General features: G+C 65.9%; 10 protein-coding genes. 2 read left to right on the top strand and 8 right to left on the bottom strand.

Features of this window, described 5'->3' with window-relative positions:
• Nucleotides 1–23 precede the first annotated feature (23 nt).
• Together HPC46_RS20495 and HPC46_RS20490 are read left to right on the top strand one after the other, a co-directional pair.
• Nucleotides 24–863 (top strand): mycofactocin-coupled SDR family oxidoreductase, encoded by an 840-nt coding sequence (locus HPC46_RS20495; protein ID WP_179473273.1) that lies wholly within the window; start codon nt 24–26, stop codon nt 861–863.
• The gene (locus HPC46_RS20490; protein ID WP_179473271.1) at nt 851–3,052 is read left to right on the top strand and encodes a molybdopterin-containing oxidoreductase family protein; all 2,202 of its coding nucleotides are present in this window, start codon (nt 851–853) and stop codon (nt 3,050–3,052) included. The genes HPC46_RS20495 and HPC46_RS20490 overlap by 13 nt, the downstream gene beginning before the upstream one ends.
• A gap of 21 nt (nt 3,053–3,073) precedes the next feature.
• Here the strand turns inward: HPC46_RS20490 and HPC46_RS20485 are convergent, their stop codons facing one another.
• From HPC46_RS20485 to HPC46_RS20450, 8 genes are read right to left on the bottom strand one after another with little or no spacing between them, the layout of a single operon-like run.
• Nucleotides 3,074–3,898, bottom strand: a complete 825-nt coding sequence (locus tag HPC46_RS20485) for an alpha/beta fold hydrolase (protein WP_179473269.1) — start codon at nt 3,896–3,898, stop codon at nt 3,074–3,076.
• Entirely contained in the window at nt 3,895–4,875 is a 981-nt protein-coding gene (locus HPC46_RS20480) for a cyclase family protein (protein ID WP_218894444.1), read from the bottom strand. Before HPC46_RS20480 ends, HPC46_RS20485 begins: the two co-directional genes overlap by 4 nt.
• 14 nt (nt 4,876–4,889) lie before the next feature.
• Nucleotides 4,890–5,702: a coniferyl-alcohol dehydrogenase gene (locus HPC46_RS20475; RefSeq protein ID WP_179473267.1), complete on the bottom strand. Its 813-nt coding sequence runs from the start codon at nt 5,700–5,702 to the stop codon at nt 4,890–4,892.
• A gap of 10 nt (nt 5,703–5,712) precedes the next feature.
• The gene (locus HPC46_RS20470) at nt 5,713–7,020 is read right to left on the bottom strand and encodes an LLM class flavin-dependent oxidoreductase (RefSeq protein WP_179473265.1); all 1,308 of its coding nucleotides are present in this window, start codon (nt 7,018–7,020) and stop codon (nt 5,713–5,715) included.
• A complete protein-coding gene (locus HPC46_RS20465) occupies nt 7,017–8,735 on the bottom strand; it encodes an FAD-binding protein (RefSeq protein ID WP_179473263.1) in 1,719 nt (572 codons plus the stop codon). Before HPC46_RS20465 ends, HPC46_RS20470 begins: the two co-directional genes overlap by 4 nt.
• Nucleotides 8,732–9,649, bottom strand: coding sequence for a 3-carboxyethylcatechol 2,3-dioxygenase (locus tag HPC46_RS20460; RefSeq protein WP_233716536.1), 918 nt, complete (start codon nt 9,647–9,649; stop codon nt 8,732–8,734). The genes HPC46_RS20465 and HPC46_RS20460 overlap by 4 nt, the downstream gene beginning before the upstream one ends.
• Nucleotides 9,597–11,282, bottom strand: a complete 1,686-nt coding sequence (locus HPC46_RS20455; RefSeq protein ID WP_179473259.1) for a bifunctional 3-(3-hydroxy-phenyl)propionate/3-hydroxycinnamic acid hydroxylase — start codon at nt 11,280–11,282, stop codon at nt 9,597–9,599. Before HPC46_RS20455 ends, HPC46_RS20460 begins: the two co-directional genes overlap by 53 nt.
• Complete coding sequence (locus tag HPC46_RS20450; protein WP_179473257.1) at nt 11,279–12,142, bottom strand: alpha/beta fold hydrolase; 864 nt, start codon at nt 12,140–12,142, stop codon at nt 11,279–11,281. The genes HPC46_RS20455 and HPC46_RS20450 overlap by 4 nt, the downstream gene beginning before the upstream one ends.
• Between the last annotated feature and the right edge of the window lie 157 nt (nt 12,143–12,299).

Raw genomic sequence — 12,299 nt, 5'->3', positions numbered from 1 at the left:
TACGACAAGAGGACTGAACAACCATGGCAGGACGGGTAGAAGGCAAAGTCGCATTCGTCACCGGTGCGGCGCGCGGACAGGGCCGCGCCCACGCGGTCCGGCTGGCGTCGGAGGGTGCCGACATCATCGCAGTCGACATCTGCAAGAAGATCGACACCGTCGACTTGATTGCCGCGTCCACCCCCGAGGATCTGGCCGAAACCGCCGACCTCGTCAAAGGCCACAACCGGCAGATCTATACCGCCGAGGTCGACGTCCGCGACTACGACGCGCTGAAGGCGGCCGTCGACGCCGGCGTCGATCAACTCGGCCGGCTCGACATCATCGTCGCCAACGCCGGCATCGGCAACGGCGGCCAGACGCTGGACAAGACCAGCGAAACCGACTGGACCGCGATGATCGACATCAACCTCGGCGGCGTGTGGAAGACGGTGAAAGCCGGTGTGCCGCACATCCTCGAAGGTGGTCGCGGTGGATCGATCATCTTGACCAGCTCCGTCGGCGGGCTCAAGGCCTACCCGCACACCGGGCACTACGTCGCCGCCAAGCACGGCGTCGTCGGCCTCATGCGCACCTTCGCCGTCGAACTCGGCGCACAGAACATCCGGGTCAACTCCGTACACCCGACCAACGTGAACACCCCGCTGTTCATGAACGAGGGCACGATGAAGCTGTTCCGCCCCGACCTGGAGAACCCGGGGCCCGAGGACATGAAGGTGGTCGGGCAGCTCATGCACACGCTTCCGATCGGCTGGGTCGAGCCGGAAGACATCGCCAACGCGGTACTGTTCCTGGCTTCCGACGAGGCCCGCTACATCACCGGTGTCACCCTGCCCGTCGACGGCGGAAGTTGCTTGAAGTAACCCCCACGCCGCAGCAGACCGTCCACACGTTCTGCCGGTACTGCCTTGCCTCGTGCGGGGTCGACGTCACCGTCGAGGCCGGGCGCGTGGTGAAAATCTCTGCGGATAAACAGAATCCGCACAGCTGGGCCGACTTCTGCGCCAAGGGCCGTACCGCTGCGCAGCTGGTCGACCATCCGCGCCGCATCACCACGCCGATGCGGCGGGTGGGCGAGCGCTACGTCGAGGCGACATGGGACGAGGCGATCGCCGACATCGCCAAGCGCATGTCGGCCGCCATCGAGGCCGGCGGACCGGATGCGGTCGCCACCTACACCGGTAACCCGGCCGGGTTCTCGTCGTCGAATCTGTTGTTCATGACGGGATGGCTGGATGCGATCGGCAGCCAGAACCGCTATTACGTGGGGTCGGTGGACCAGAACAACCTGCACGTGGTCGCGCAGGCGATGTACGGATCCCAGCTGTTCGTCCCGGTCTCCGATGTCGACAACTGTGATTTCTTCCTGCTGGTCGGCGCCAATCCCGCTGTGAGCGCGTGGAATTGGGTGGAGTCGGTGCCTGGCGGCTGGCAACGGGCGCTTACGCGGCAGCGTCAGGGCGCGAAGATCGTGGTGGTCGACCCGGTCCGCACCGAATCCGCGGCGAAGGCCGACATCCATGTGGCGATCCGGCCCGGGCAGGATTGGGCGCTGCTGCTCGGCATGATCAAGGTGATCTTCGACGAAGGCCGCGAGCATCCCGCGGACTGCCGCGATCTGGCCCTCGGCACATCGGAGTTGCGCAGCCTGGCCGCGGCGGCCGACCTCGACGACCTCGCCGCACGCTGTGATGTCCCCAGGGCCGACATCGAGTCGTTGGCGCGGGATTTCGCTGCCGCACCCGGCGCCATGGTGGTCACCCGTACCGGGGTGTCGCTGCACCTGGCCGGGACCATCGGCGAGTGGCTGGGTCACGTGCTCAACGTGATCACCGGGCGGATGGACCGACCCGGTGGCCGTCGCTTCGAGCGCGGGTACGTCGACTCGCTGAAGCTGGCAGCCTTCGCCAAGCCGGTCGACCACCGCAGCCGGCTGCAGGGCCGACCGATGGTGGCCGGCCATCACGGCCTCGACGAATTGCCCGACGAGATCACCACTGAAGGGCCAGGCCAGATCCGGGCCATGGTGATCAACGCGGGCAACCCGGTCGTCTCCGGACCCGATGGCGCACGGCTGGATGCCGCGCTGGCGCAACTCGACCTGTTGGTGGTGATCGACTTCCTACAGCGCGAAAGCCACCGACACGCGCACTGGCTGCTGCCGGCCGCGCACTGGCTGGAGCGCGACGATCTGCTGGCGCTCACCAGCGGACTGCACGACGAGCCCTATGTCCAGTACGGGCGACGCGCGGTCGACCCGCCAGGTCAGGCCCGTCCGGAATGGCAGTTCTTTCTCGATCTCACGCTGGCGATGAAACGGCCTTTCCTCGGCATGAAGGGTCTCAACGGATTCGTGAAGGCAACTCGCCGGGTCGCAAAGCTCACTCGCAGGCCGTCGCTGGCGTTCGGGCCGCACTGGATCGACCGGATCATCGTGGCATCCAGCCGCGGGATCACCTGGCGCGCGGTGATGGAGCATCCGCACGGCTGGGTGTTCGGCAGGCGCGAATTCGGGTATCTACGAACGGCATTGCGCACCGATGACAAGAAGATTCATGTCGCGCCGGCAGAGTTCGTCGCACGCACCCACGAGCTGTTGGCCGAACCGCATCCGAATGCACCGGAGGGCCTACCGTTCCAGCTGGCGAACAGCAGGCGCAGGCATTCGATGAACTCCTGGCTCAACGACATTCCGGGTCTGCACCCGTCGGGTAAGGACAACCGTGCGGTGATCAATCCGAAAGACGCTGTTGCGCTCGGTATCACCGACGGTGACCGGGTCCGGGTGTTCTCCCCGATCGGTGAAGTGGTACTGACCGCCGAGGTCAGCGACCGGCCCCGGCCCGGTGTCGTCATCGTCGACCACGGCTGGGGCTCGCGGGTGTTCGACCCGAGCGGCGGTGGTGAGCCAATCTCGTTCGGCGTCAACCGCAATCTGCTGGTCGGCGGCTCCCCGGTGGACCCGCTGTCGCAGACGCCGGCGTTGAGTTCGGCGTACGTGGGTGTCGAGCGCGTCACCTCTCAACCGCGAGCAGACGCCAAAACCCCCTAATTCAGCCCAAAATGGGGGGTTTCACGTCTGCTCGGCGAAGAACTCCAGCAACAGATCGGCCAGCGCCTCGGGCTGTTCGATCTGGGGACAGTGCCCGGCGCCGTCGATGACCGCGGACCGTCCACCGGTGATCTGTCCGGCGATCTCGGCCGCCCAACCCGAAGGCAGCAGCTTGTCCCCCGCACCCTCGACGACCAGGACCGGGACATCGATACGTTCGTAGGCCCGCTTGCTCGACGGGGTTGACGGGGCCTCCAACCCTGGACGGCGAAAACGTGCCGCCGCCAACGACTCCCAGGCGCCCGGGGCGATGCTCGAATCGTAGCGCCGCTGCACATAGGCCTCGTCGGCGGGATACGACGGGTCGAAGAACAGCGCTTCCACAATGGCCCGCATCGCCTCGTAGGAGGCGTCGTACTCGTAGAGCGCGGTGGTGTGCCGGTTCTTCTGGATCTCGCCGCCACCGCAGATCGTGACCGCGCTGCGCACCGGCAGGACCGGATCTCCCGACGTCAGGTCCACCAGTAGGTTGATGGCACCCATCGAGTTGCCGACGAAGTGCGCGGAGTCGATACCCAGCAGCGCGCAGAACCGGGCGATGTGCCGGATCCGCATGCCCCGCCCGTCGGTGAAGTCGATGACTTTCGCTGAGTCCCCGAAGCCCAGCATGTCCGGGGCCAGCACCCGGTAGTGCTGTGCCAGCGCGGGAATCAGTTTTTCCCAGGCGATCTCGGCAGACACACCGAACTCGCCGCCGTGCAGTAGCACGACGGGATCGCCCTCCCCTGCCTCGAGAAAGTGCGTCGTCAAACCGTCGACGACGACGGTGCGATGTTGATAGCTCACTTGATCGCGATCGGGTTGACCGGCGAACCGACGGCTCCCGTGACGGACAGCGGCGGTGCCACGAGTTGGAAGTCGTAGCGTCCGTCGGCCGCGCAATCGAGCGCCAATTCGGTGAGATTCCAGTACTCGCCGAGCATCAGCCCCATATCGCGCAGGCACAGCATGTGCATCGGCAAGATGGCGCCGTCCACACCCGAAGCCGGGTTCTCCACCATCAGGTTGTCGGCCGCCACCGCAGCCACCTGATGGTCAGCCAGCCACGACGCGCACGTCCAATCCAGGCCAGCGCCGGGCTCGGTGCCGTCGCCGGTCTCCAAAAATCGTGCCCACCAACCGGTTCGGATCAGCACGATATCGCCGGTTTCGATGCTCACCCCCTGGGTTCTGGCCGCCTCGTCCAGTTCGGCCGGGGTGATCGGCTCGCCGAGCTCGCAGAACGTCGGCGCGCCGCGCAGCTTCACGATGTCGAGCAGCACCCCGCGCGACGTGATGCCCTTGCCGTCGACCTTGTCGATGCCCAGGTAGTAGGCACCGAGGCTGGTCACCGAGTCGGCGGGAAATCCGTTGTACAGCTTGTCCTCGTAGTAGACGTGCGACAGCGCATCCCATTGGGTGGCGGCTTGTAGCGGCATGATGATCATGTCGTCGTTGAAGCGCATGGGCCCAGCCGTGCTATACCCGCTCAGCTGAACGGCCGACGGGTTCTGCAGCCATTTGGGACCGTATTCCATCAGTGTTTTGGCGTCACCGCCGTCGATCGTCATCACGTGGGTGGGATTCTGCCGGTATTGGAACGCTCCCTGCGGACCCGACGAACCGAAGTCGACACCCAGCGGAAACACCTTGCCGTGCTTCACTGTTGACGCGGCCTGCGCAACCTTCTCGGATGTGATGAAGTTCAGCGTGCCGAGTTCGTCGGCGTCGCCCCACCGGCCCCAGTTCCGGACGTCGTCGGCGACCCGACGGAAATCGCTCATATCGGCCACGCTGGTCATCCCTTCTCGTAGTCGGCAGCCTGGCGCGCGGCGATGTTGCCGCCGTCGGCCCAGATGACCTGCCCGGTGATGTAACCGGCTGCCCCGCTGCCCAGGAAGACCAGCACCGCGGCCTGCTCGGCCGAGTTCGACACCCGACCCAGCGGTTTGGGGATGTCGTCGAGGAAATCGTTCCCGTAGGCCGAGCGTAGCTGGTCCAGGATCGGCGTCTCGGTAACCCCCGGTCCGGTGCAATTGATCCGAATACCCTTGGCGCCCAGTGGAACAGCGCTAGTCACCGTGTATCCGATGATCGCCTCCTTGGACAGCCGGTAGCCGCCGTTGGCCAGAGCGCCGGGGTTGTCGTGGCACCAGGCAATGCCCTCGGCCATCGATCCCGTCGCCAGCAGACCGGCCGCCTGCGGCAGGTTCTCACGGTAGTGCTGTGCGGCCAGCGACGAGACGAGATTGACCGAGGAGCCCGGCCCCAGCTTGGGCAGCAGCGCTTCGGTGAGCTGCCGGGTGCCCAGGAAGTTGATCGTGACGACCAGCAGTGGATTCCCGATCCCCGAGGACACCCCGGCGACGCTGAACAACGCGTCGACGGGGCCGGACACCGCGGCAGCGGCGCGGTCGATCGATCCGGGGTCGGCCAGATCGATCTCGACGAACTCACTTGGCCCCGCGACTGGCTCGCGCAGATCGAGACCGATCACCTGAGCACCCAGGTCGGCGAGTTGCTCGCACAGCTGCGCACCGATGCCGGACGCGCAGCCGGTGACCACGACTCGGCGGCCGTCATAGCGCAGCAGATCGTCGATGTGGGCCATGTTCTTCGGGCTACTTGGCCTGCTCCCGCTTCTCCTTCTCCAACTGCGCGGCCTTGACCCGACCTTCGTTGATCTCGGCCATCGCCTCGGGAATCTCACCGGCGGTGAACTTGTTTCGGCCGGTCGGCAATCCGCCGAACGCGTAGGTCTCGTCGAACATCGGTGCGTCCGATGGCCGCCGGCGCGCCTCGACCTTCTCGATCACCGGTTCGAGGCGCTTGGCCTTGTCCGCGACGGCCTTGGCATCCCGCTCGATGAACTCGGGCAGAATCTCCTTGCCCATGATCTCGATGGACTCCATCGTGCCTTCGTGGCTGCGCGGGTTGAGCAGCAGGATGATCTCGTCGACGCCACTGGCCTCGTATCCCCGCAGGAACTCCCGCACCGTCTCCGGCCCGCCGATCGCACCACGGCCCGGGCCGTAAGCCAGGGTCGGATCCTCCTTGACGGCCTTCTCGTACAGTTCCCACACTCCCGTGCGGCCGGGGGTGTGCATACCGGTCAGGTAGTAGTGCATGATGCCGAACGAGAAGAACCCGCCGCCGATACCGAGCCGCGCCAGCGCCTCCTCGTCGGTCTTGGCGACCATCATCGACAAGTCACCGCCGATGGCGAGGATGTTGGGGTTGATCGCCGGGGTGATCGGCGTGCCCTGCTCTTCGAAGTCGCGGTAGTAGCCATCGACCCGCTCCTTGAGCGCCTCCGGGCCGGTGTAGGCGAAGCTCAGTGCGCCAATGGCCTTCTGCGCGGCCATCTCGACCGATGACGGGCGAGTGCAGGCCACCCACACCGGCGGATGCGGCTTCTGCAGCGGCTTGGGAACCACGTTGCGGGCCGGCATCTCGATGTGCTCGCCCTTGAACCCGGTGAACGGCGCCTCCGTCATACAGCGGATGGACACCTCGAGCGCTTCTTCCCACTGGGCGCGCTTGTCGGCGGGGTCGACGTTGAAGCCGCCGAGCTCGGCCACCGAAGAACCCTCACCGGTGCCGTATTCCACCCTGCCGTTGGACAGGTGGTCGAGGGTCGCGACGCGCTCGGCGATGCGGGCCGCCGGGTTGATGTTCGGCAGCAGGTGCATCACGCCGAAACCGAGCCGGATGTCCTTGGTGCGCTGGCTTGCCGCCGCAAGAAACATCTCCGGTGCGGTGGAGTGGCAATACTCCTCCAAGAAGTGGTGCTCAGTGAGCCACACGGTGGAGAAACCGGCCTTGTCGGCGGCCTCCACCTCGTCGAGTCCGTGCTGGAAGAGCTGGTGCTCGTCGTCCTCCGACCACGGCCGCGGCAGCGGGAATTCGTAGAACAGCGAGATTTTCATGCGGTTACCTCTCGATTGGAATTGTGGGCAATGTGTTCTGCTGCGACGTAGCCGAACGTCATAGCGGGTCCGATGGTGGCGCCGGCTCCGGCGTAGCTGCGGCCCATCACGGCGGCCGAGGCGTTCCCGGTGGCGTAGAGCCCGCCGATCACGGTGCCGTCCTCGCGCAGCACCCGGGCGTGCTCATCGGTGCGCAATCCACCGGAGGTGCCGAGGTCGCCGAGAATGATCTGGAACGCCAGATAAGGTGCCTTGCCCAGCGGAGCCAGGTTGGGGTTGGGCAGCGTCGGATCACCGTAGTAGTTGTCGTAGGCACTGTCGCCCCGGTTGAAGTCGTCGTCGTGGCCCCTGCGGGCGAGTTCGTTGAATCGGGTTGCAGTGCGCTGCAATTCGTCCGCCGGGACACCGATCTTGGTGGCCAGCTCGCCGAAGGTGTCGGCGGCCACCACGATCCCGGAGTCCAGCCAGGCCTGCGGGATCTTGCGGCCGGTGGGAACCGGGGCGAACGGCACCTTCGGGATGGGCAGGTGCCCGCCGACCACGTAGCGGTGGAACGACGTGATGTCGGTGACCAGCCAGCACGGAATGTGCTCAATGCCTTTTTGCTGGCCCTCGATCATCGCGTGCGCGAAATCCATATACGGTGCGGCTTCGTTGATGAAGCGCTTGCCGGCGCCGTTGACCACGAACTGGGCGGGCATCATGCGTTCGTTGAGCATGAACTGCAAACGTCCGTCCGGCCAGCACATGGCGGGAAACCACCATGCCTCGTCCAGCAGATCGGTGGCGGCGCCCACCTTCTCCCCCGCCCGGATGCCATCGCCCGTCGCGGCGGGATTGCCGAAGCTCCAGTCTTTCTCGAGCACCGGCAGATGCTCTCGACGCCAGGCCATATCGTGGTCGAACCCACCGGAGGCCACGATCACACCGCGCCGGGCCCCGATCCGCATCGGCGCACCGTCGCGGTCGACGACCGCACCGACGACATTGCCGTCCACGTCGGTGATCAGTTCGGTCATCGGTGCCGACAACCACAGTGGGATGTCTTTCTCCTTGAGCGCAAGGCGCATCCGCGCCATCAGCGATTGCCCGATCGCGGCCATCCGGTCGCCGAACACCCGGGCCCGGAACATCCGCCAGATCAGCTTGAGCAGCACAGCCTTGCCGCGCCAGTTCTGCCGGACCTGGTAGAAGAGGCGGAGATCTTTGGGAGCGAACCAGATTCCCTTCGGCGCCAACGCCAGTGGCGCGAGCAGGTTCTGCTCCTCATCGCCCAGTTTGCGCAAATCGATTTCGGGCACGTTGATGGTGCTGCCGCGTTCGGACCCGCCCGGCAGTTCAGGGTAGTAGTCGGCGTATCCCGGTTTCCAGACGAACTCGAACCACCGGCTGGACTTCTCCAAGAATTCCATCATCTCGGGGGCGGTGTCGACGTAGGCGCGCAGCCGCTCGTCGCTGACCAGACCTCCGGTGATGGTCTTGAGGTACTCGAACACCCCGTCCGGATCCGGCGAATAGCCCGCTTTGCGTTGCGACGGTGCGCCGGGAACCCAGATACCACCGCCGGAAAGTGCCGACGAGCCACCGAATTTGGGCGACTTTTCCACGATCAGAGTGTCCAGCCCCACCGCGTCGGCGCGCAGCGCGGCGGTCATCCCGCCGGCGCCGGAGCCGATCACGAGAACGTCCACGGAGTGATCGAAGGACTCTGTCATACGGGTACCGCCGTCCGGATCGCGAAGCCCGCGATCAGTTCTGGAGCAGCGCGGTAGTAGCGCTGCTGCGTCTGGTAGTCGCCCTGAGCCGCCAATGCGGCGAAAGCCGCCACCCAGGTTCTGATCTCATGTGCCGAATTGCCGGCCTCGCGCGCGATCCAGTCATTGCTCCAGCCGTCCACCTCGGCGAGCCGGTTGGTGTCGATCAGGTCCAGCAGGGCGTGATCCCAATCCGGGTTCAGTGGCTGCAGCGGGCTGTTCCCATGCGCGAAATCGTGTGCGGCGGCGATCACGGCCTCCTGCCGAGCCGCACGTCCTTCCGCGGACATCGGCGCCCCACCGACGATGCGCTCCAGCGCCGCCGGTGGCGCGGTCGCCAACGTCGGCACCGGCGGATCATGGGACAGCCCACCGGATCCGACGATCAGCACCCGTTTGTCCACAGTGCGCAGGTATTGCCCGATGGCGGTGCCCAACGCCCTGGTGCGCTTGACCGGCCCCAGTGGGGTGGCGACCGAGTTGATGAACACCGGGATGACCGGCCGGGATGCAGCATCCCCGAAGAGAACCTCGAGCGGCTGCACGGTGCCGTGATCGACGTCCATGGCCGATGACAGGGCGACGTCGACGCCGGCGTCCCACACCGCCGCCGCCATCTCGTTGGCCAGGTCGGCGGAGACATCCAGCGGTCCGGCGTGCGTTCCGTAATCCCCCACCCCGGACGCGGCGGTGCCGATACAGAATGGCGGCATCAGCCGATAGAAGAACCCGTTGTAGTGGTCCGGGGAGAAGATGACGACGAGCTCGGGGTCGAAATCCGCGACAAAAGCCCGGGTTTCGGCCAGCCGGGCATTGACGTCGTCAAGCAGTTCCGCTGACGGGCCGGGAAGGTTCAGCAGCGGGCTGTGCGACATGCAACAGAGGGCCAGTGGCATCGGTGCCTCCTCCCGGTGTGAGGGTGAGTTTCTCGAGCAGGTCCGCGCTCAACTCCGGCGTGCGCTGGGCGATGCACGCACCGGCGATGCAGCGGTCGGGGCGCAGGAACATCACGGATTCCTCGTGGGCGTCGAACCAGGCCTTCAGCGCTCCGGTGCGGTCGCCGACCACGACGACGTCGGGGTCGTCGTGTCCGGTCCAGTGCAACTGGGTGGTCGGGCGCAGCGCCACGAAAACGGCGCCGAGCGCCTTCCAGTCGGCAAAGGCCTTCTCACCCAGGAGCTGTCGGGGGTTGTTGCTCCAGCACACGAAGGCGAACCAAGGTCCGATGACGTCGTCGAGGAGGACGTTCTGCTTGTCCCGGGTGTCGACGCGCGGCTGGATGAACAGTGTGCCCACCGCCGACGACGGTGATCGCGGCTCGCTGTGCACCACCGCACCCTGCTCGTAGCGCGGCATCGGCTTGAAGCGCATCTCCAGGACGTAGCGCTTCAGCGTGGGCACCAGAGAAGCCGCGCGAATCAACACATCCCGCGCGCCCGCTACTCGCGGATTTGTCGGAGAGATCACCTTGCCGACCGTGGTCGACAGGTCGATCATCGCCCGGGCGTGCTTGCGACGCTCGATGTCATAGGTGTCCAGCAGCGCATCGCGCGCCTGACCCTTGACCACCGCGGCCAGCTTCCAGCCGAGGTTGGCGGAGTCACGGATGCCGCTGTTGTAGCCCTGGCCCTGCCAGACCGGCATCAGATGGGCGGCGTCTCCCGCAATCATGATGCGGCCCTTGCGGAACGAGCTCGCGATGCGGGAGTGGTGGGTGTAGAGCCTTCGGCGGATGATGTCGCACTTGTCGGGATGAGGCACCAACCGGGAGAGCATCTCCGCGACGAACGCGGGATCCTCGGCCTGCTCGTCGGTTTCGTGGCCGTGGATCAGAAACTCGAAACGCCGGATCCCGTGGGCGATGGAGATCGAGACGTAGGGCCGGACCGGGTCGGCGCCGACTTCGCTGTTGGGATGCCCCAGTGGGTCGTTGGCGATGTCGACGACCAGCCACCGGGTCGACGACGTCGTGCCGTCGAAGGACACCCCCATCAGCCGGCGGGTTGCGCTGCGGCCGCCGTCGCAGCCGACGACATAGCGGGCGTTGACCTTTCGGGCGTCGGAATCGGCAGGCGACAACTCGACGGTGACCCCGTCCGCGGTCTCCGTGATCGAGGTCATCGGGTGACCCCACGCCACCTCGACGTGATCGAAGCGGGCGAGACCCTTGTACAGTTCGGCATCGACCAGGGGCTGTACGAATCCGTTGCGCTTGGGCCAGCCGAATCGTGCATCCGGCGGAGCCATCTCGGCCAGCAACCGGCGCTTGCCGTCGTAGAACCGCAGGATCTGGTTGGGCACGGTGTGCGGCAGGACGGCGTCCACCAGGCCGATGGACTGGAAGGTGCGCAGGGCTTCGTCGTCGAGACCGACGCCGCGCGGGTAGTCGATCAGCGCGTCGCGCTCATCGACCACCAGCGTTCGCACGCCCTGCAGGCCAAGGACATTGGCCAGAGTCAGGCCGACCGGCCCGGCTCCCACCACGACAACGTCAAAACTCATGCTCATCGGCCCAGGAGGAAGTCGATGTGCAGGCGATTGAACGTCTTGGGGTCCTCATACTGCGGCCAGTGCCCGCAACCCTCCATGACCTCGAACCGCGCGCCCGGGATCATCTCCGAGATCCGTCTGCCCTCCGTCGTGTCGGCAGTCGGGTCGTCGCTGGTCCAGAGCACCAGCGTCGGGACGTTGATGGCACCATAGTCACTGGGGCTCATCAGGTTTCGCTGCCGGATCTCGGGATCCTGCAAAGCCATGATGTCACGCATCGCGGAGACGAACCCCGGCTGCCGGTAGACCCGCTGGCGACTGGCGACGATGTCGTCGTAGTCCTTGGACTTGTCGGCCATCAGCCATTTGATCCTGGCCTGCACGGTCTCCCAGCTCGGGTTCTCGGCGGCGGCCATCGACAGCGTGATGATCCTCTTCATCACCTCCGGGTCGGCCTGCGAACCACCGGCGGTGTTGAGCACCAGACGTTCGACCCGGTCGGCGTGATCGACCGCGAAGCGCGAGGCCACCCAGCCGCCGAGCGACTCACCGGAGATATGCGCCCGCTGCGCGCCGATGGTGTCGAGGAACGCCGCGAGGTGCTCGACGTAGTGCGGGATCTCCAGCAGATGCCCGGGCTTGTCGGTGTAGCCGTGGCCCAGCATGTCGATCGACCAGGTCGAGAAGTGCTCGGCATGCGACTCGAGGTTGCGCACGTATGCCTCGGCGTGGCCGCCGGACCCGTGCAGCAGCACCAATGTGGGTTTGGCCGGATCGCCGGCGTGGAGGTAGCGCGTGCGCACCCCACCGACGTCCAGATAGCCCTGCGAGAACGCAACGCCCTGCAGATCGCTCCAGACGCTCTCGAACTCCGGCACCCGGCTGCCCCTATCCTCGGTGATAATGGGATTCTCGCTTTTTGTAAGCGGTATGTGTAATTATTGAACTATGGTGTGCGATAGTTTAAGAGCATCACTCTCGGAGTGCCGTCTGTCAAGGCACTTCGGGGTGGCTCGATCCCGATTTCGCACCTCA

The organism is Mycolicibacterium vinylchloridicum (genome assembly GCF_013404075.1).
Classification (GTDB): domain Bacteria; phylum Actinomycetota; class Actinomycetes; order Mycobacteriales; family Mycobacteriaceae; genus Mycobacterium; species Mycobacterium vinylchloridicum.
This window is presented reverse-complemented; position numbering and strand designations above follow the sequence as displayed.